Consider the following 17773-nt stretch of genomic DNA (forward strand, 5'->3'; position numbering starts at 1 on the left):
TGGTTGCTAGAATGTGTTAGTTATACTATAACATTGCGTTTCTTGGCTGGCGTTCCTTGAGCGGTAGCAGTGAAGCTAATTTTCAGGATGCGCAATGCAGATGTTCAACAGCCTTTCAAGGTTCCGATGGTGTCACCGTGGACGATTTTCTGGTCGGCCGCTAGCCACGCCTTTCTCCGCTGGATCAATCAAGCTCGGCCAACTCCATTTTCTGCACAGTTGGCGGCAGACGTTGTCCAGCAAGGCTTCCCGGTGGTCATGGCTGGCAGTGATGACAATGAGCGCTGGTTTGACACCGGCGGTACATGCAGCAGAAGGGGAGGCACTCTCATCACGAGAAAGTGCTGTGCGGAGACTGGAAATCGTCGCACCGTTCGACATCAAAGGGGCAGACCCGCTGCTCAGCGGTATCCTGTTCCAACGGATGCAGATGGTGGAGACGCTGGTGGATGTGGATGCCACGGGACAGCTGCGGCCTGGGCTGGCGACTGAGTGGTCGGTGAGTGATGACAGCCTGATATGGAAATTCACGTTGCGCTCCAAGGTGAAATTTCATGATGGCAGTCTCTTGACGGCCCAAGCGGCGGTGCAGGCTCTTGAGATAGCGCGTGCAAAGCCGGGGTTGCTCAAGTCGGTCCCCGTGACCGACATCGTGGCTCAGGGTGACACCTTGTTGATTCACTTGAGTGAACCATTCGCAGCGCTCCCTGCGTATCTAGCCGATTACCGTCAGCAGATATTGGCGCCATCTGCTTATGACGACTCAGGGACTGCGCTTGCCGTGATTGGTACCGGGCCTTATCGCATGATGAGCATGTCACCGCCATTGAGTCTTGAGGTGGCTGCTTTTGCAGATTATTGGGGTGAGCAGCCCGACATACGGCGCGCACGCTATCAGGCGGTGAGTCGTGCCGAAGGCCGAGCACTGATGGCAGAAAGCGGTGATGCTGATTTTACCTATTCTCTGGACCCTGCCAGTCGCCAGCGTCTGAGGGATTCACCTCGTGTCTCGCTGGCCTCTGCGCCGACCCCGCGTACCTTGCTGCTCAAAGTCAATGCCAATCATGCGGCTTTCAGCTCGCCAGATGTCCGTCGTGCATTGAGTCTGGCGATTGACCGGACTGCCATCGCTCAGGTGGTGCTGCGCTATCCCGAAGGTGCCAGCCAACTGTTTCCCCCGATGATCGAAGGCTGGCACAACGCGGCACTGCCGGCGTTGCATCAGGATGTCATCAAGGCGCGTGAGTCACTGGAGGCTGCCGGTTGGCAGGTAGGGGAAGACGGTATTCGTCACAAGGGCGACCAGCGGCTCGCAGTCTCGCTGATCACCTTCTCTGATCGTCCTGAACTCCCGCTGGTGGCCACGGTACTGGAGCGTCAGTTCCATGCCATCGGTATCGCGACACGTCTCGATATCACCAACTTCTCCGCGATTCCTTCAGGCCATCATGATGGCAGTCTTGAACTCGCCCTGTTCGCGCGGAATCTGGCCCTGGTGCCAGACCCCATCGGAACCTTGCTGAGCGACTATGCCGGCACAGCTGAGGCGCCAGGTGGCGATTGGGGAGCAATGGGCTGGCATGACGTGGATTTCACGGCTGATCTTGCCCGAATGGCACGCGAAGGACATGGCGCTTCCGATGATGGGCGCGACCCGCGTGGCGAGGCCAGTCGCGTATTGCAGGACGCACTGCCGGTGATTCCGATTGCCTGGTATTACCAGAATCTGGCGATCTCGAATCGTCTTGAAAGCGCTCAGGTAGACCCCTGGGAGCGTAGTTTTGGCCTTTCTGATCTGCGGTGGGCACCATGAATATCCCATCACGTTTGTTACAGCTATTGATGGTGGTGCTGATGGTGGGCGGCGCCAGCTATCTGATGATGCAAAGTCTGCCGGGGGATGCTTCGTGGAGAATCGCCGCTGGCCGTTATGGGTACGATGCGCTGGATGCGGCAGCCGCAGCCTCGGTGCGTGCGGAGATGGGGATGGAGTCTTCCGGCGGGCTGAGCTTCCTTTACTGGCTGGGCGATATCCTGCGGCTTGAACTGGGCACATCGCTGATTTCCGGTGAGCCGGTCTGGAACGAAATACGCCACCAGTTGGGTAATTCGCTGTCACTGGCAGGTGCAGCGCTTGGTTTGTCACTGTTGATCGGCCCTCCGCTGGGCTTGCTGGCAGGGCTGCGTGCCGGAGGCATACTGGACCGCTGCCTGCTGGCGGTTTGCAGTCTACTGCGCGCCATCCCTCAGTTTCTGCTCGCGCTGGTATTGATTCTGTTGTTGGCGGTGGAGATGGGGGTGTTGCCTGCTGCCGGACATGGCGAGGCTCAGCACTTCATCCTTCCCGCACTGACGCTCGCGCTTGGGCTCGCGGCGGTATCAGCTCGCCTGGCGCGAGATGCCATGGCGGCAGTGACGCAAACCGCCTTTCACGACTTCGCGCGCTGGAAGGGGCTCACCACTGCGCAGACCTTCTGGCGGCATGGCCTGCGGCATGTCGCGTTGCCATTGGTGACCTACCTGGGCCTGCAGTTCGTCACATTGGTGGAGGGAGTGGTCGTGATCGAGAGCATCTTCGGCTGGCCAGGGATAGGTCATGCGTTGGTGCATGCCATCTTCTCGCGTGATGTACCGATGGTGCAGGGCACTGCTTTGGTGCTGGGTGTCGGTTTCGTGGTGATCAATCTGCTCGTTGATCTGCTGGGCCGCCAACTGGATCCCCGAGGTGTGCAATGAACCTGCTTGAACAGACTTCAACGCATCATGTGCGAAGAACCCTCTCGGGCTCCTGCTGGTCGCTGCGTCACATGATCGGTGCCGGGCTGGTCGCGAGTCTGGTGTTGCTGGCCTTGCTGGGCAATCTAGTGATACCGGGTGATCCGCTGGAGCAGCACCTTTACCGTGCACTGCAAGGCATGAATGTCGGAGGGGCAGAGAGTGGGGTCGCATTGGCCCCACTGGGCTACGACCATCTGGGACGCTCGCTGTATCACCGTCTGGTGGCAGCGCTTGGCCTGTCATTGTCCATCGCGGCGGGAGCGTGGTCTGTGCCGTGTTAGCGGGTATCTCGCTGGGCTTGCTTGCTGCTGGGCGTGGTGGCTGGGTGGAGCGCCTTCTGAATCTCGTGGCCGATAGCCTGTTGGCTCTGCCCGGGCTGCTACTGGTGCTGATGGTCAGCGTCATTGTGCCGTCCACGCCGCTGGCGCTGTGGCTGGGCCTGTCGCTGGTGCTGTGGGTCGAATTCTTCCGCCTGTCACGCGCCACCGGACGCAGCGTGCTGGCAAGTCCCGGTATCGAGGCCAGTCGCCTGTTGGGTTTCGGGGCGTTCTATCGTTTTCGTCATCACCTGTGGCCAGAGATGGCCCCCGTGATGCTGACGGCGATGGCCTTCGGCATGGCCAATGCGCTGATGGCGATTGCCGCGCTGGGCTTCGTGCATGTCGGTATTCCGGCACCCACGCCGGAGCTTGGGACCATGATGGTCGAGCTGTTGCCGTACTGGCGTGAGGCACCTTTAGCGCTTCTGGCTCCCGTTCTGGTCACTTTTCTGCTTCTACTGGGACTGCTGCTGATGTCCGGTGGCGATACCAAGGCATCCACCGCAGGCAATATTGCAGGAGCACGCGCATGAATGCCGTGATAGAGCATGTGAAGCCAGCAGACGCATCCGAGACGGCCATCGTGCTGGAAGCGGAGGCAGTCAGTGTGATGCTGCGGGGCGCAGTATCAGCTCAGCCCCCTTTGCTATCGCCGCTGTCGCTTTCACTACAGGCGGGTGAGCCGCTGGTGGTGATCGGTGAGACAGGGTCCGGCAAGAGTCTCCTGGCGCAGGCGCTATTGGGGACTTTGCCACGTGAGCTGGCTGCCTCTGGCAGCTTGTGGCTCGACGGAACTGAGTACCCGTTGCACACGCCAACCAATCGGCAGCCGCTGTGGGGGCGTCGCATGGCAGTACTCCCACAGGAGCCATGGTTGCGTTGGATCCTTTGATGAAAGTAGTCAAGCAAGTCGGTGAGGCCTATCGGCTGGTGGCAAGGAGTGGGGCGCAGGCATCTCGTCAAGCTGCTCAGGCGGATCTCGCACAACTTGGTATCGCCGCAGCCAGCGAGCAGCTGCCCGGCAAGCTTTCTGGCGGGATGGCGCAGCGTGTGGCGTTCGCCGCCGCGCGTGCGGGTGGAGCGCCATTGTTGATTGCCGATGAGCCGACCAAGGGGTTGGACGCCGTACGTGTCAGCGAGATTGGCGACATGCTGCTCAAGTCACTGGCAGAGACGCCACGAGCGGGTCTGCTGGTGATCACCCATGATATGGCGCTGGCGCGCCAGATTGGTGGGCGCCTCATGGTGATGTGCAAGGGGGAAGTCATCGAGCAAGGTGAAACACGCGAGGTCATGGCGGCGCCGACGCATCCTTATACTCGTCGGCTGATCGCGGCTGCACCTGAGGCATGGCCTGAGGTGCCACGCTCCATGTGTGATGCGCCAGCTGAGTCTAGCTCCCGCAAGGCCATCATTCGTGCCGAGGGTCTGACGGTAGCGCGGAGCAAGCAACCTCTGCTGCGTGACGTGAATCTCAGTATGAGCAATGGCGAGATAGTCGGCATTCAGGGCGTATCTGGCTGCGGAAAATCATCGTTGGGAGATGCGCTGCTGGGGCTGCTCGCGTCCCGTGAAGGGCAGGTGCTGCGTGATGATGTGGCAATGCATTATCAGAAGCTGTATCAGGACCCTGTCGCGATCTTCCCGCCGTATCGCACCTTGGGCCGCTTGCTGAAAGATATCATTTCACGCCACCGGCTCGATGATGGTGAATTGCCCGGGTTGATGGAGCGACTGGCCCTGGCACCAGAACTGTTGGCGCGATTGCCGGGACAGGTATCTGGCGGTGAGCTGCAACGCTTTGCACTGCTGCAGTTGATGCTGATCAAGCCTCGCTTCATCTTCGCCGACGAGCCGACATCGCGACTGGACCCACTCGTGCAGCAGGAAGTGATCGCTCAGATGGTCGCGATGGTTCGTGAGCAGGGGATGGCATTGATGCTGGTCAGTCATGATACGGCCCTGCTGCGCAAGGTCGCTGATCGCGTGCTGGTAGTCGAAGAGGGAAGACTGCGGGAGTTGACCTGTGATGGATGGTAGGGCGAGAGCCAGGTGCGCCCCCTGATGATGAGGACACACAGATAGAGACAAGCTAGCCCGGCCAATGGTCGGGCTAGCTTGTTGTAAGAGCCGCGGCGATGGCAAGCGCGTGGCTCAGTTCAGGCTAAACATACCGTCAACCTAATAGTGCTGGGTTAGCCTGCCAAACTGACCAGGTCAGGGCGCTCGCTAGTGTCACCCACAGTAGATAAGGCAGCATCAGCAGGCCCGCCAGAGGCTTGATGCGCCAGAAGGCGACTAGCGTGAATGCAATGAGCACCCACAATAGCAGAACATCAATGAAAGCGGCTGCGCCTAGATGCCATGCAAAGAATAGCCAGCTCCACAGCGCATTGACGATCAATTGTGCGATGAACACTCCGAGCGCGCGTCGATGACGTGCTTGTTTGCCATCACGTACCACCAGCCAGGCAGCGAGAGCCATCATCACGAAGAGCGTTGTCCATATTGGCCCGAAAGCTCCTGCAGGAGGTGCCCAGTCAGGTTGAGTGAGGCTGGCATAGAAGGTCTTGGCGTCAACTGAGGCAATCGCTCCGACTGCCGCCGTGAGAAAGCTCAGTCCGAACCATACAATCATTTGGCCTGTAGAGCGTGAGGGGGAAGAAACAGAAGACATGTCACTCGCTCCTTATCGCAGCAATATCGTGGCAAGGCAGATGACGATATACCATTCTTCTAGCCCTATAAATGACTGTCTCTGATGTCATGGGATGCCAGATTATCTTGATTAATCCGGCACTGGTGCTTCGATGATATCGCGAGACTTGCCTGTCAATGTAGTGCCCACTGATGCCGTGATCACTAATCCAATGGCTAGCCACTGTAGCGTCCCTAACTCTTGGCCGAGGAACAACAATCCCGATACTGCAGCGATGGCAGGTTCCAGGCTCATCAACGTACCGAAGGTATGCGTTGGCAGGCGCGGCATGGCACACATTTCCAGCGTATAGGGCAATGCGGTCGAGAGTACGGCAACGGCCAGTGCCAAGGGGAGCACCTCCAGGCTGAAAATAGCCGTGCCAGCCTCCATCAGGCCTATGGGGGCGACGACAATCGCGGCAATGGTGATGCCGAGTGCAGCACTTTGCGTGCCGTTACCCGCACCAGCCTTCTGACCAAACAAGATATATAGCGCCCAGCAGACACCCGCCCCCAGCGCGTAGGCAGCACCGACCGGATCGATGGGTGCTGCCGTATCCTCACCGAGTAACAGGAGCAGTACCAGTCCAAGAATTGCCAGTGCTACCCAACCGAGATCCAACCAGCGACGGGAGCTGAGCAGGGCGACGGCCAGTGGGCCGGTGAATTCCAGTGCGACTGCGATGCCTAGCGGTACCGTCTGGATAGCCTGATAGAACAGCAGGTTCATCACGCCTAACGCGATGCCATAGATCGTGATCGACTTCCATGCCTTACGTGTTACCGGCTTGCGCCACGGGCGTAGAATCGCCAATAGCAATGCTGAGGCGATCAGCAAGCGGATGGCAGTAGCCCCGCTGGCACCTACCATCGGGAAAAGTGATGTCGCAAGCGAGGCGCCGCTTTGGATGGAACACATGGCGACCAGCAGCATGGCGACTGGCCACAGACGAGAAGTCGAGATCACGGCGGCTGACATGATGGGCTCCTTTGGCAGGGCAGGGTAGGGCATGGCCAGCGACAGGCACATGCGGCATGATTCAGGAAATGAAAGGGATCTTGGCGAACTTTCGATGGTGATGGGCTCGTTCGCCAAGCACCTGATCACCAAGCACTCAGGCTCAGCAGGATTGTACGTATGCGCAATATATTGCACAACAGTAAAGATCGTCCTGATGTATTGGTTCATGTCGCGACGAATGTGCGGCGATTGCGGTTGGCAGCCGAATTGAGTCAACAACTATTGGCGGAGCAGGCGGGCATCAGTCGCCGCATGTTGGTCAATATTGAGAAGGGCGATGTCAATGTCAGCCTGAGCACACTTGATAAACTGGCTGAAGCGCTGGGCGTACTGTTTTACGCACTGGTACAGCCACCGGAGAGTCAGGACTCTGCACGTATTAATGAAGTGGCTTGGGTGGGTAGCACTCCCGAGAGCCGCGCGGTACTTCTGGCGAGCAAGCCCGCGACCCAGGAAGTCGAGCTATGGGCCTGGACACTAGCGCCTGACGAGGAATACTTCTGTGCAGCCGACGGAGCGGGCTGGCACGAGATGTTGGTGGTCACCGAAGGTGAGCTGACGCTTGAGCTTGAGTCAGGTACTCATGTGATTGCGGCGGGTGACTTCCACGTCTATCCCAGCGATCAACCCTACCGTTATCATAATGCTGGTACTGGCACATTGCGTTTCATTCGCAATGTGCTGCATTGAGATAGATTACGGTTGCTCCTGCCAGAAACGCGAAAACAGCTCGGCCTGTGTATTAATTCCCAGCTTGGAATACAGATGCTTCTTGTGAGCGCGTACTGTTTCAATGGAAATACCCAGCCGACGGGCAATTTCCTTGGTCGAGCAACCTCCGAGCATCAACTGGCTCACCTCTCGTTCACGCTCGGTCAGGCCATGACGTGAGGTGCCTGGCAGTTGTTGATCACCCATTGGGTGCCAGGGATGTACGCGAGGAGGATGGCTTCGTGAGGTTTCATGGGCAATGCGTAGTCGCATCAACTCGCAAAGCCATGGCTGGATCAATTGCAACAAGCCGAGTGCAGCCGTATTGAAGGTTTCAACCGACCCTAGTGAGAGACACAAGAGACTGCCATTTTCCAATGGCTGATTTAGTTGAACTTCATCCGCGACAATATTGCGCCTGAAATAGCGTTGGTAATATTCGGTCTGCGTAAACTGCTCGGGAGCGACATCGTCCAGGGTGACCAATGTACAGACGGGTGTCGCACGCGCTGCAACATAGAAGGGATCCAATAAATACAGCCCCTTCTGATAATCCTGGAAGAGCATCTCATCTGCACCGTCATCTTCATCACTGTCTGCCAGAATCGTAGGCGGATGATCACGGTGGAATACCAGTGCGACCCAGGTGTTGAAACACAGATGACGTGAAAGCACGCGACTCGTCGAGCGCCAGAATGTTTCCTTTTCAAGCTCGCGCAGGAGTAGCGAGAAGTCTCTGTGCCATCCGAGCGAGGTCAGCACGTCTGCTGATTCTTCGGTGCTCATGGTGAAGCATGTCCCTTTTATCAAGAATCTTTTGGCAGCTCACATGATGCACATGGCAGAGGAGCCGTGTCTGTACGCTGTTGGCAGGCCCCTTTCTGGGGTAACCCTGTCAGGTAATTGGCAACTGCCGTGAAATGCGGATACTCGATCTCACTCTCCTTCAATCCCCCGTCATGCCTTTGGATATGAGGCACTGGAGTTCTGCATGAAGATAGCGTTAGCACAAGTTCCGAGTGTCGAGGGTGATATCGCACGTAACCTTACCACGGCACTTGATGCCATCACTCGTCATGGTGACGCAGTTTCCTTGATGATATTCCCCGAGACACACCTCAGTGGATTTGCCGAAATAGGGCACGTGGCAGATCGCGCGCTGTCTCTGGACGGGCCTGAAATCGAGATGTTGTGCGACGCGAGCCGTCATCATGACTGTGCGCTTGCCATTGGGCTATTGGAAAAAGGCGAGCAAGAAACCTACAACACGACGCTATTGATCACGCCTGAATCGGGTGTCGCGCTGAGCTATCGCAAGACACACCTGTGGCCAGACGAGCGAAACCTGGTGGTTCCCGGCGACCGCATGGGTGTCATTGAATGGCGTGGGCTGACCTTGGGATTGATGATCTGCTACGACATCGAATTCCCGGAGACCTCACGCGCGCTAGCGCAGTTGGGCGTCGATGTCATCGTGGTAACCAATGGCAACATGGACCCCTATGGCCCGACACATCATCGTGCCGCGCAAGCACGTGCTCAGGATAATCAGTGTTTTCTTGCGATGAGCAACCGGTGTGGCGAGGGGGCAGGGCTGACCTTCGCGGGCGAGAGCGGCGTATTTTCACCGTCAGGAGAGACCGTGTTTCAGGCAGAGCGGGAAGAAGGTATCTATCTCGTCACACTGGATATTGCGTTGCTTTCACGCGCGCGCAAGGACTACGCCTATCTCGCTGATCGTCGGATTGCACTTGCGGGAGAGCCGAGTGCTCCGCTTCCTACCTCGTCTCAGGATGCTCTCAGCCAGGCGAGCACTTCCAACAGCACTGCCTGGCGCTTCTGAAGAGAGCGCCGACGGGATTCAGCGCAACATTTTTCGGGCTGATGCCTTTGCCGGGAAAGGTAGTCAATAAAGATCAATAATTATAAAAGGTAATGAAGATGTCTCGACAGAAAAGCTTGCTCTCCTTGAGTCAGGTCGTCATGTTCGGCTTGGCGTACATGACGCCGATTATCGTATTGGGCACCTTTGGCGTATTGGCGATGGTGACTTCAGGTGCCGTGTCAGGTGCCTATGCGGTAGCGCTGCTTGCGATGTTGTTCACGGCGCATAGTTATGGGCGCATGGCCTGTGCCTACCCTGTGGCGGGCTCCGCCTATGCCTATGTTCGGCATGCCATTGATGAGCGTCTCGGGTTCATCGCCGGTTGGGCAATCATCCTGGATTACTTGTTCTTGCCAATGGTGATCTGGCTGATTGGGGCGGCTTACCTCAACTCGGCTTTTCCGGCAATTCCCGTTGCTGCGTGGTTGATTGCCTTCATCATTGTCACGACACTCATCAATATTGTCGGGCTGAGATTGGCGAGTGCCATCAATGGCGTGATGATGCTGATACAGATGCTGGTGATCGTGGCATTTGTGGCATTGGCCATTCGCTACATCGTCGGCGATGCCTCGCAGCCGTTGTTCAGCCTCGTGCCCTTTACCGGAATGGGAGAAGCATCAGGGACGCTACCGATGTTGATGGCCGGTGCTGCCATTGCCTGTTACTCCTTCCTCGGGTTTGATGCAGTGACGACCCTGACGGAGGAGACGCGTGATCCTCAGCGTACTTTGCCGCGTGCCATCTTGTTGATCACGTTGATTGGCGGTCTCATCTTCGTTGTCGTGTCTTATTTCGTGCAATTGGCAGCACCTGGAGGGGTCTTTGAAAATCCTGATGCAGCAGCGTATGAGATAGCACGCAATATCGGTGGAGACCTCTTCGTCAGCATCTTCCTGATTGGCCTTGTAGTGGGACAGTTTGCCTCCGGTATAGCAGCACAGGCGAGTGGCGCGCGCTTACTGTATGCAATGGGACGTGATGGACTCCTTCCCAAGCGGCTTCTTGGTCAGCTGGGGCGCTATGGAACACCTGTCGGAGGGCTAGTGTTGAGTGGGATGGTGGCGCTGTTGGCACTGACCATGGACGTCCTCTCTGCCGCATCCTTCATCAACTTCGGGGCCTTTGTCGCCTTCGCCTTGGTCAATATTGCAGTGATGGTTCATTACTATGTTCGAGAGAAACGTAGAGGCCTGCACGGAGCTGTCTTCTTTTTACTTTTCCCCTTGATTGGCTTGTTTGCATCGTATGGCTGATGGTCAGTCTCGATGCGCGGGCGCTGTTGCTAGGTGGCGTCTGGCTTGCCATCGGTATGCTCTGGCTGTGTTGGTTGACGCGAGGCTTCAGGCAGCCCATGCCTGAACTGGCCAGCCTGACGGCTGCGCAATAGACCGATAAGATAGCGCTGGAAAAATGATACAACGATGCCCCGCCCGTCATGGTGGGGCATCGTTGTATTGGGCGCTTAAAACTGACTGACAGAAGCTGGCATCCTGCTTCTCGGCACAAGCTGGATTTTGCCCCGTTGTGTCGGTGCTGCTTGGTAGGTCGCGCCACGGCTGGAGCCCCAGAAATGGCGACCGTCAGAGTGTGACCATGACAATACGAACTCCGCTGCTCATCGCCTGTCCCATCTGCTATCGAGATAAAACGTTCCAAGATTTATTTTCTTCACGATAGGGAGCACACATGGCCCAGGTACGCATTACACAACAGGGCACGATTCATTGCTTTCCAGCAGGATTGAAAGATGCATCAGGAAAGCTGGTCAATGCTGAAATATCCGCAGTTGCCTATGACGGTGAGCGGCTATTGATGGCGAGTGACAAGCCGATTCCGGGAGAGGGACGATCGGCGGTGTTCTCGCTGCCATTGGATTCCAGCGGTCCGGATGACAGTCAGCTTGAGTACCTGACCGCGGCGCGTATCCGTCAGGCAGTCAAATATGAGGATTTCGCACTGACGACAGACGGTCGGCACATGCTTGCAACGACAGGTTTCGACCGCATCGATAGCGAAAGTCATGATCTCAATGATTATAATCACTTGTTGATCTGGCCGCTGGATGAGCCAGACAAGGTGCAGGTGGTGGACCCTGACCCTCGTGATGGGGTTGAAGGCTCATTGGAGTTTCGGCAGAAACTCGACGCTGCGATTGGTGAGCCGTACTACAAGATAGAAGGGTTGGCGGTGGTGCCGAGTGACAAGGGCGATGGCCTGCTGTTGTTCGGTGTCCGTGAACAGGGTAATTCCCACGATGACTTCCAGTATGTGCGGCGCGTCATCGGTGCGCGCTATGCGTTGACTGATAGCGACAACATCGAGTTCATCGAGGAGCTGCACGACGTCTACGCGTTCGATCCAGCCGAGTACGCTGGTGTGCGACACGAGTGTGGGCTGTCTAGTCTCGAATATGATCCCTATCATGCGCGTCTGTATCTGGTCACCAGTTTCGAGACCGAACAGGCAGGAGAGGAGGTGATCGGTGGTTATCTCTGGGTGCTCTCACTGGCCGACTTTCATGCTGGGAAGGCGCCGACACTGGTGAAGAATGAAGCGGGAGAAGTGCTTGAGTTCGAGCACAAGGCTGAGGGTTTGGCGGTGTTGGATCGTGAGCGACTGTTCGTCGTCTATGACAACGATCGCAATTACGCGTTGGGCAGCGTTGATGCACGTGATGAACGTCATGCCTGTGAAGCGCCCTATACCTTGCTGACACTGACGTGAGGTAGTCATCCTCAAGTCTCGATGCTTGCCATGCATTGTATTGATCGTCAGACATGAAAAAGCCCGACACTCATTTTCGTGTGTCGGGCTTTTCTCATTCCAGGTTCATGCAGGAATGTCTCGCGTGTCATGTGTACGAGATATCATGTCATGAAATGCCTGATTTACATGGCCTTATAGAAGAGATAATCGGCCTGGTAGGTCACAATTTCAACCTTGTCCTTGTGCGCGTCATCACAGGCCATGGCCGGTGCTGCGCCACCCTGGGTATTGAGGCGCTGAACGTAGGTCACGCCCATCATGTGACCTTCGCCCTCGGCAGGATTGGCCTGCACGAGCTGCAGCGGAATGTTGCCCTTGCCATTCGGTTCGATACCCAGCTGCTTGCCGGTGATCTTGGAACCATCCATGGACTCCCAGGTAGCCGGCGGGCCGTAGTACTTGCCGACTTGCTTGCCATCAGCATCATTGAGCGCGGCGTCCGGGCCCTTGAAGACCCAGCCCATGGTGCCATCATCCTTGGCTTCACATGCCCATTTGATCTTGCCAACACCGACGGTTTCCATGGCGACCTTGTTGCCTTCTGGCACCATCACACTTTCCGGTACATCCATGGCCAGTGTCATCGGGCTAAGGGTGAGAGCGGCCAGCAGGCCAGAGATGCAGATAGTTGTTTTCATTATGACGACTCCGTAAACAGAAAAGGATAATGCTAGCGGCAAAATGTGTGTTGTTGTCTCCCTTGCCTTATCTCTAACGCCTGTCATTCGTTTTCAGATGTCGCGGATGAAAACTTTTTTTGATGAAACCTGGAACGCAAACACCCAGTGCACGAGATGCACTGGGTGTTGATAGCAGAGGCTTGGCATGATGCCATTTGCCCCAATTCTATGGTGTTATCTTGTTCATGCCATCTTATTCGTAGTGCTTTGTTCCGCGGATAGGATAGTGGTTATCCGGCTTGCGAATGAATTCGATGCCGCCTACCAACGTGTCGAGGTCCGGACGAACGAAGGGCGCGTTTGCCACTTCTTCTATCTGCACCTTGCCTTCGGCATTGAGGACAAAGAAAGCGGGTTCCGGGAAATCGTGGTCGGTCTCCTTCTCACTGCGAGGCTCCGAAATGAACAGCCCAAGTGTCTGCATCTGCTCCAGGCTCAGTCCGCAGGCGAGTGGGAAGTTGAGGTCAAGCGATTCCATGTGTTCGGTCAACTGTTGCTGGCTATCAGCCGATACTGCGACCAGATCGACGCCCTGGGCACTGAAACGTTCGCGATAGCTTTCTAGCTTGTTGAGGAACTTGGTACAGATCGGACAATGCTTGCCGCGATACACGATGATCAGCTGCCAGTCATGTTCGCCCTGTGGCTTGCCAAGTGTCAGCGTCTCGCCATCGCTTCGTGTGACGTCAATCGCGGGGAAATCGCTGCCGGGATGCAGCTTACGGGTATACATGACATTAACTCCCTAATGATAAAGCACGCCGTGACCAGTGATTCTGCCACGGCATTGATCTGCGGGCTGGCGTGAACCGGCTACCCAAGACATGCAGGCAGTTGCGCTCATTTCAAGGGGGAGGGCTCAGCCTAAATGACCCGTGTGTTCAAGCAAGATGGTCGTCCCGATACCGATCAAGACGATACCGCCGACAATTTCGGCACGTTTACCGACCATCTTGCCGAGTACGCCGCCTAGCATTACGCCAATAGTCGCCATCAGGAAGGTGGCAGTGCCGATCGCCAGAGCGGTGGTGATGATATTGACGCCAGCAAAGGCCAGACCGGCGCCCACTGCCATGGCATCGATACTGGTTGAGAGGCCTGTCAGGATCAGGCGAGGGAGAGATAACTGTGCACTATTGCAGTCATCATCAGCCACTTCGTTCTTTGATAGGCCTTCGTGAATCATGTGCAGGCCAAGCATCAAGAGTAAGCCGAAGGCGATCCAGTGGTCCCACTGCTCCACGTAGCTTGCGACGGAGCGTCCGATCAGCCAGCCGAGCATGGGCGTGATGGTTTCGATGATGCCAAAGATGAGGCCGATACGCAGGGCGTCGGACAAGGTGGGTCGCCGGATGACAGCCCCCTTGCATAGCGCTGCCGCGAAGGCATCACAAGACATGGAGAAGGCGAGTAACAGGATGGAAAAGAATGGCATGTGTCAGGATTTCCAAGGCCGGTAACGAGACAATAACAAAATCACGCCACCGGCCGGGAGCGTCATTCTGTCATTGGTCTCGCCGAACCTCATCCTGGCAGATCATGGGCGTGATCTGATGGTGGGTCCTCGGTGCCACGGCAATGCCTGCCGACTGTGTTGACATCCGAGACTCTCGATAGGGCATCGAAAGCGGGCTACTCCCCAAAAACTGTTGGCATATTAGCAACAAACTTTAGCCATTTCACCCCCTTGTGATACTTAAGGTCAGCCGTCATAACTAGTGCATCCGGTTGAGTTGGGAATGTCCACTCGTTCTCTGACGCAGACTGTAATGTTCAAGCCCGCCAAGGGCACAAGGAGTTCAGATAATGAGCGATAGCTATCAGCCACCCAAGGTCTGGAAATGGGAAAACGAGAGCGGCGGCAAGTTTGCCAGCACCAATCGCCCGATCGCTGGCCCGACGCACGACAAGGAACTACCGGTGGGTGAGCATCCCTTTCAGCTGTATTCCATGGCGACGCCGAATGGTGTGAAGGCCACCATCATGTTCGAGGAGTTGTTGGCGCTGGGTCACAAGGGTGCTGAATACGATGCCTGGCCGATTCGTATCGGCGATGGTGACCAATTCGGCAGCGGGTTTGTCGCGATCAATCCGAACTCCAAGATCCCGGCCCTCGTCGACAACACGGGTGACGCGCCTTTGAGAGTGTTCGAGTCGGGCTCCATCCTGCTGCACCTTGCGGACAAGTTCGGTGCCCTGATGCCGAAGGATCCGGCACAGCGTGTTGAGGTGATGAACTGGCTGTTCTGGCAGATGGGCTCCGCGCCGTATCTGGGCGGCGGTTTCGGTCACTTCTACAACTACGCACCAGAGAAGCTTGAGTACCCGATCAATCGCTTCACCATGGAGACCAAGCGTCAGCTCGACGTGCTTGATCGCCAGTTGGCTGATAATGCCTATATCGCGGGAGATGAGTACACCATCGCCGATATTGCCATCTACGCCTGGTATGGCTCTCTGGTGGAAGGCAAGCTCTATGACGCTGCCGAGTTCCTGGCGGTGCAGGACTACACCCACGTGCAACGCTGGGCGAAGTCGATTGCCGAGCGTCCTGCAGTCAAGCGAGGTCGCATGGTCAATCGCTTCTGGGGTGAGCCTGAAGAGCAGTTGATCGAGCGTCACTCGGCGAGTGACTTCGAGACCAATACTGAAGACAAGCGCGCGCAGTAATCGCCAGCATCTCTCAGTGGCATGAAGATCAGTGGCATGAAGATCAGTGGCATGAAAAGGGCTACCCATCGGGTAGCCCTTTTCATGTGTCACGACTGAAGCGACTGATACGCGGTATCTGATCGTCGACCACGGCGGCGCTTCGGTCAGTCGCGGGAGCTCAGTCAGTCGCAGGAGCTCAGTCAGTCTGGCTGACGCTCAGGACGATCTTCCCCACATGACTCTTCTGTTGGAACATTTCCTGAGCCTTGGCGATATCCTCAAGCGGGAACGTCTCAGCGACCAGTGGCACGATATTGCCTTGCTCGATATGGCGAATCAGATTGGGGAATACCTCGGGCTCCAGCACCGTGCAGCCGAAGAAACTCAAGTCCTTGAGATATAACGTACGCAGATCCAGCTCGACCATGGCGCCACCAATCGCTCCCGATACGGCATAGCGGCCCCCTTGGCGCAGCAGTTCAAGCAGCTGTGGCCATTGAGGCCCCCCGACCAGATCAATGACCACATCTACACTGTTGCCCGGTAACGCCGTCGTCAGTGGCTGGTCTCTCGACACGACCTGATCGGCCCCCAATTCACGTAGTGTCTGGGCCTTGGCCTCGCTGGTCACGGCAATGACATGCGCGCCGCGCGCTTGGCAAGCTGGACGGCCGCTGAGCCGACGCCGCCGGAGCGCCCGTGATCAGAACGCTTTCTCCCTGAGCAAGGCTGGCGCGGGTAAGCAGGTTCTCAGCCGTCGAGTAGGAGCAGGGGAAGGAGGCGAGTTCAATATCGCTCAAGGGACTGTTGATGCAATGTGCCTGGCCGGCGGCGACTGTCGTGTACTCGGCAAAGCCACCACTGCATTCGGCGCCGAAGTACCACGGTGGGGAGAGGGCGATGCCGTCATGCTCGAACAGACAAGGGTCGATCAACACGCGCTCACCTACTCGTGACGGGTCCACGTCGCGGCCCACGGCGGTGATCTCGCCGCAGACGTCAGCGCCTTGAATGCGGGGGAACTCCATCGGCTTGCCAGACCAGCTGGCATCTTCATCGTCGGCATTGCCCTTGGAGTACCAAGCCAGACGAATGTTGATGTCAGTATTGTTGACGCCTGCCGCACCGACGCGCACTAGTACGTCGCGCGGACCGGGTATCGGGCAAGGGATATCATCGCGCACTTCCAGAACTTCCGGGCCACCGTGGCCGGTCAAGTAGACGCCGCGCATATTGTCGTTGCCTGCGGAAAGAGGGCTCATGAGCGTGGTTCTCCCAATAGTGTGAGGGTTGCTGATCGCGCTGCTTCGATGGCTGCTTTGCCTAATACCAGCCAGGCCGATGAAGCGCCTTCGTGGATCAGAAACAGTTCAGTGGCAAGGGCTGGCTGGCCGCTACGTTCGCCAAGCCATTGCAGGATTTCCTGCTTGTGGCGCTGCACGGCATCGCGAACGTCAGCGTTGTCTGGGAAGGCTGCCAGCGCGTTGACTGACATGCAGCCATTGGGGGCCTCGTACTGCATCCAATGCGCCAGACGCTGGTAAAGATGGGAGAGCGCATCTCTACCTTGTGCTGGCACATCCTCTTCCAGAAAGGCCAGATAGCGCTCATGGCGATGCTGGAGAGCTCCAATCACCATGCTTTCCTTGGAGGGGAAGTGGCGATAAAGCGTGCGCAAACTGACGCTTGACGCCGCCTTTAGCTCGGAAACGCTGGGTTCTGCAAAGCCGCGTTGGCTGAAGAGAGACTCCAGGCGGGCGGCGATATCGTGTTGAATCATGTCGAGGCCATTGGAGAGAACTCAAAGGAGAACAAACGTTCTACGTGTGCAAGGTAGAATGTTTACTCTCCCTGTGTCAAGACGTCTTGATTCGCTCTCGCGGTGACTAAATTTTGGTGCATGAGCACTGTTGACCTGGCATCGGGATCGCATCCTGACTTAACGAATTCTACGCGAGGACAACAATGTTTTTGACGAGTGGTGCACAAGCCACTGTTTATTAAGCCTTAAATGAGACGGTATTAATGGCGTTTTAGAGGAGGAATGCGCATATCATGTTGCGCTTGTTATTGATAAGAATTAGCATTCGCAACCAAATTCGCTGGCGCGAGGCGCGTCAGCCATGACCACTCCCTGCCATGCAGTTCGACGCGTGAAGCTCGGCTCATGAAGCATGGGTAAGATGTTGAATCAGCAGGATGCTGTCGCATCGCGTACCAAAAGGTTTTCAGGTGCCAAGTCATTTTCGGGATAGCG

20 protein-coding genes are annotated in these 17773 nt (G+C 56.8%); 11 read left to right on the forward strand and 9 right to left on the reverse strand.

Going from position 1 to position 17773, the window contains the following annotated elements:
• Positions 1 to 271: 271 nt before the first annotated feature.
• From BF12_RS0103055 to BF12_RS23080, 6 genes are read left to right on the forward strand one after another with little or no spacing between them, the layout of a single operon-like run.
• Positions 272 to 1813: an ABC transporter substrate-binding protein gene (locus BF12_RS0103055; RefSeq protein ID WP_035158825.1), complete on the forward strand. Its 1542-nt coding sequence runs from the start codon at positions 272 to 274 to the stop codon at positions 1811 to 1813.
• Positions 1810 to 2736, forward strand: a complete 927-nt coding sequence (locus tag BF12_RS0103060; RefSeq protein ID WP_035158827.1) for an ABC transporter permease — start codon at positions 1810 to 1812, stop codon at positions 2734 to 2736. Before BF12_RS0103055 ends, BF12_RS0103060 begins: the two co-directional genes overlap by 4 nt.
• The gene (locus tag BF12_RS22285; protein WP_211242378.1) at positions 2733 to 3059 is read left to right on the forward strand and encodes a hypothetical protein; all 327 of its coding nucleotides are present in this window, start codon (positions 2733 to 2735) and stop codon (positions 3057 to 3059) included. Before BF12_RS0103060 ends, BF12_RS22285 begins: the two co-directional genes overlap by 4 nt.
• On the forward strand, positions 3053 to 3631 hold the full coding sequence (locus BF12_RS18445) for an ABC transporter permease subunit (protein ID WP_211242379.1): 579 nt from the start codon (positions 3053 to 3055) through the stop codon (positions 3629 to 3631). The genes BF12_RS22285 and BF12_RS18445 overlap by 7 nt, the downstream gene beginning before the upstream one ends.
• Positions 3628 to 3990: an ATP-binding cassette domain-containing protein gene (locus BF12_RS23075; protein ID WP_211242380.1), complete on the forward strand. Its 363-nt coding sequence runs from the start codon at positions 3628 to 3630 to the stop codon at positions 3988 to 3990. The genes BF12_RS18445 and BF12_RS23075 overlap by 4 nt, the downstream gene beginning before the upstream one ends.
• Positions 3990 to 5138 carry an ATP-binding cassette domain-containing protein gene (locus BF12_RS23080; protein WP_211242381.1) on the forward strand — a complete coding sequence of 383 codons (1149 nt, stop codon included), beginning with the start codon at positions 3990 to 3992 and terminating at the stop codon, positions 5136 to 5138. The genes BF12_RS23075 and BF12_RS23080 overlap by 1 nt, the downstream gene beginning before the upstream one ends.
• Positions 5139 to 5274: 136 nt before the next feature.
• Here BF12_RS23080 and BF12_RS0103075 read toward each other — a convergent pair whose 3' ends face one another.
• Positions 5275 to 5775, reverse strand: coding sequence for a TspO/MBR family protein (locus BF12_RS0103075; protein ID WP_024950987.1), 501 nt, complete (start codon positions 5773 to 5775; stop codon positions 5275 to 5277).
• Between the two features lie 111 nt (positions 5776 to 5886).
• Positions 5887 to 6777, reverse strand: coding sequence for a threonine/homoserine exporter RhtA (rhtA, locus tag BF12_RS0103080; RefSeq protein ID WP_035158829.1), 891 nt, complete (start codon positions 6775 to 6777; stop codon positions 5887 to 5889).
• A 159-nt stretch (positions 6778 to 6936) separates the two neighbouring features.
• Here rhtA and BF12_RS0103085 point away from each other — a divergent pair, with 159 nt between their 5' ends.
• Entirely contained in the window at positions 6937 to 7509 is a 573-nt protein-coding gene (locus BF12_RS0103085) for a helix-turn-helix domain-containing protein (protein ID WP_024950989.1), read from the forward strand.
• Between the two features lie 6 nt (positions 7510 to 7515).
• Here the strand turns inward: BF12_RS0103085 and BF12_RS0103090 are convergent, their stop codons facing one another.
• Positions 7516 to 8316 carry a helix-turn-helix transcriptional regulator gene (locus BF12_RS0103090; protein ID WP_024950990.1) on the reverse strand — a complete coding sequence of 267 codons (801 nt, stop codon included), beginning with the start codon at positions 8314 to 8316 and terminating at the stop codon, positions 7516 to 7518.
• 205 nt (positions 8317 to 8521) lie between these two features.
• Here BF12_RS0103090 and BF12_RS0103095 point away from each other — a divergent pair, with 205 nt between their 5' ends.
• The 3 genes from BF12_RS0103095 (at position 8522) to BF12_RS0103105 (ending at position 12142) form a co-directional block, all read left to right on the forward strand.
• Positions 8522 to 9373, forward strand: coding sequence for a carbon-nitrogen hydrolase family protein (locus BF12_RS0103095; protein ID WP_024950991.1), 852 nt, complete (start codon positions 8522 to 8524; stop codon positions 9371 to 9373).
• Between the two features lie 98 nt (positions 9374 to 9471).
• A complete protein-coding gene (locus tag BF12_RS18455) occupies positions 9472 to 10671 on the forward strand; it encodes an APC family permease (RefSeq protein WP_248623608.1) in 1200 nt (399 codons plus the stop codon).
• A 433-nt stretch (positions 10672 to 11104) separates the two neighbouring features.
• Entirely contained in the window at positions 11105 to 12142 is a 1038-nt protein-coding gene (locus BF12_RS0103105; protein ID WP_024950992.1) for a hypothetical protein, read from the forward strand.
• A gap of 164 nt (positions 12143 to 12306) precedes the next feature.
• Here the strand turns inward: BF12_RS0103105 and BF12_RS0103110 are convergent, their stop codons facing one another.
• The 3 genes from BF12_RS0103110 to BF12_RS0103120 all read right to left on the reverse strand — a co-directional run bounded on the left by BF12_RS0103110 (position 12307) and on the right by BF12_RS0103120 (position 14299).
• Positions 12307 to 12822, reverse strand: coding sequence for a DUF3455 domain-containing protein (locus BF12_RS0103110; protein WP_024950993.1), 516 nt, complete (start codon positions 12820 to 12822; stop codon positions 12307 to 12309).
• Between the two features lie 235 nt (positions 12823 to 13057).
• Positions 13058 to 13597: a redoxin domain-containing protein gene (locus BF12_RS0103115; RefSeq protein ID WP_024950994.1), complete on the reverse strand. Its 540-nt coding sequence runs from the start codon at positions 13595 to 13597 to the stop codon at positions 13058 to 13060.
• A 126-nt stretch (positions 13598 to 13723) separates the two neighbouring features.
• Complete coding sequence (locus BF12_RS0103120) at positions 13724 to 14299, reverse strand: manganese efflux pump MntP (protein WP_024950995.1); 576 nt, start codon at positions 14297 to 14299, stop codon at positions 13724 to 13726.
• A 371-nt stretch (positions 14300 to 14670) separates the two neighbouring features.
• On the opposite strand from BF12_RS0103120, the gene yghU reads away from it, so the two are divergent.
• Entirely contained in the window at positions 14671 to 15534 is an 864-nt protein-coding gene (gene yghU, locus BF12_RS0103125; protein WP_024950996.1) for a glutathione-dependent disulfide-bond oxidoreductase, read from the forward strand.
• Between the two features lie 178 nt (positions 15535 to 15712).
• On the opposite strand, the gene BF12_RS22655 is transcribed toward yghU, so the two are convergent.
• From BF12_RS22655 to BF12_RS0103135, 3 genes are read right to left on the reverse strand one after another with little or no spacing between them, the layout of a single operon-like run.
• On the reverse strand, positions 15713 to 16147 hold the full coding sequence (locus tag BF12_RS22655) for a zinc-binding dehydrogenase (RefSeq protein ID WP_248623609.1): 435 nt from the start codon (positions 16145 to 16147) through the stop codon (positions 15713 to 15715).
• On the reverse strand, positions 16113 to 16778 hold the full coding sequence (locus BF12_RS22660) for an alcohol dehydrogenase catalytic domain-containing protein (RefSeq protein ID WP_248623610.1): 666 nt from the start codon (positions 16776 to 16778) through the stop codon (positions 16113 to 16115). The genes BF12_RS22655 and BF12_RS22660 overlap by 35 nt, the downstream gene beginning before the upstream one ends.
• Positions 16775 to 17296, reverse strand: a complete 522-nt coding sequence (locus BF12_RS0103135; protein ID WP_024950997.1) for a TetR/AcrR family transcriptional regulator — start codon at positions 17294 to 17296, stop codon at positions 16775 to 16777. The genes BF12_RS22660 and BF12_RS0103135 overlap by 4 nt, the downstream gene beginning before the upstream one ends.
• Positions 17297 to 17773 lie beyond the last annotated feature (477 nt).

The organism is Cobetia crustatorum (assembly GCF_000591415.1).
GTDB classification, from domain to species: Bacteria; Pseudomonadota; Gammaproteobacteria; order Pseudomonadales; family Halomonadaceae; genus Cobetia; species Cobetia crustatorum.

Bases quoted from the DNA above. Each gene is read 5' to 3' on its own strand.
- BF12_RS18455 (WP_248623608.1), top strand. From the start codon at position 9,472: ATGTCTCGACAGAAAAGCTTGCTCTCCTTGAGTCAGGTCGTCATGTTC.
- BF12_RS0103075 (WP_024950987.1), bottom strand. From the start codon at position 5,775: ATGTCTTCTGTTTCTTCCCCCTCACGCTCTACAGGCCAAATGATTGTA.
- BF12_RS23075 (WP_211242380.1), top strand. From the start codon at position 3,628: ATGAATGCCGTGATAGAGCATGTGAAGCCAGCAGACGCATCCGAGACG.
- BF12_RS23080 (WP_211242381.1), top strand. From the start codon at position 3,990: ATGAAAGTAGTCAAGCAAGTCGGTGAGGCCTATCGGCTGGTGGCAAGG.
- BF12_RS0103095 (WP_024950991.1), top strand. From the start codon at position 8,522: ATGAAGATAGCGTTAGCACAAGTTCCGAGTGTCGAGGGTGATATCGCA.
- BF12_RS22660 (WP_248623610.1), bottom strand. From the start codon at position 16,778: ATGAGCCCTCTTTCCGCAGGCAACGACAATATGCGCGGCGTCTACTTG.
- rhtA (WP_035158829.1), bottom strand. From the start codon at position 6,777: ATGTCAGCCGCCGTGATCTCGACTTCTCGTCTGTGGCCAGTCGCCATG.
- BF12_RS0103090 (WP_024950990.1), bottom strand. From the start codon at position 8,316: ATGAGCACCGAAGAATCAGCAGACGTGCTGACCTCGCTCGGATGGCAC.
- BF12_RS0103055 (WP_035158825.1), top strand. From the start codon at position 272: ATGACAATGAGCGCTGGTTTGACACCGGCGGTACATGCAGCAGAAGGG.
- BF12_RS0103060 (WP_035158827.1), top strand. From the start codon at position 1,810: ATGAATATCCCATCACGTTTGTTACAGCTATTGATGGTGGTGCTGATG.
- BF12_RS22285 (WP_211242378.1), top strand. From the start codon at position 2,733: ATGAACCTGCTTGAACAGACTTCAACGCATCATGTGCGAAGAACCCTC.
- BF12_RS0103105 (WP_024950992.1), top strand. From the start codon at position 11,105: ATGGCCCAGGTACGCATTACACAACAGGGCACGATTCATTGCTTTCCA.
- BF12_RS0103115 (WP_024950994.1), bottom strand. From the start codon at position 13,597: ATGTATACCCGTAAGCTGCATCCCGGCAGCGATTTCCCCGCGATTGAC.
- BF12_RS0103110 (WP_024950993.1), bottom strand. From the start codon at position 12,822: ATGAAAACAACTATCTGCATCTCTGGCCTGCTGGCCGCTCTCACCCTT.
- BF12_RS0103120 (WP_024950995.1), bottom strand. From the start codon at position 14,299: ATGCCATTCTTTTCCATCCTGTTACTCGCCTTCTCCATGTCTTGTGAT.
- BF12_RS0103085 (WP_024950989.1), top strand. From the start codon at position 6,937: ATGCGCAATATATTGCACAACAGTAAAGATCGTCCTGATGTATTGGTT.
- yghU (WP_024950996.1), top strand. From the start codon at position 14,671: ATGAGCGATAGCTATCAGCCACCCAAGGTCTGGAAATGGGAAAACGAG.
- BF12_RS0103135 (WP_024950997.1), bottom strand. From the start codon at position 17,296: ATGATTCAACACGATATCGCCGCCCGCCTGGAGTCTCTCTTCAGCCAA.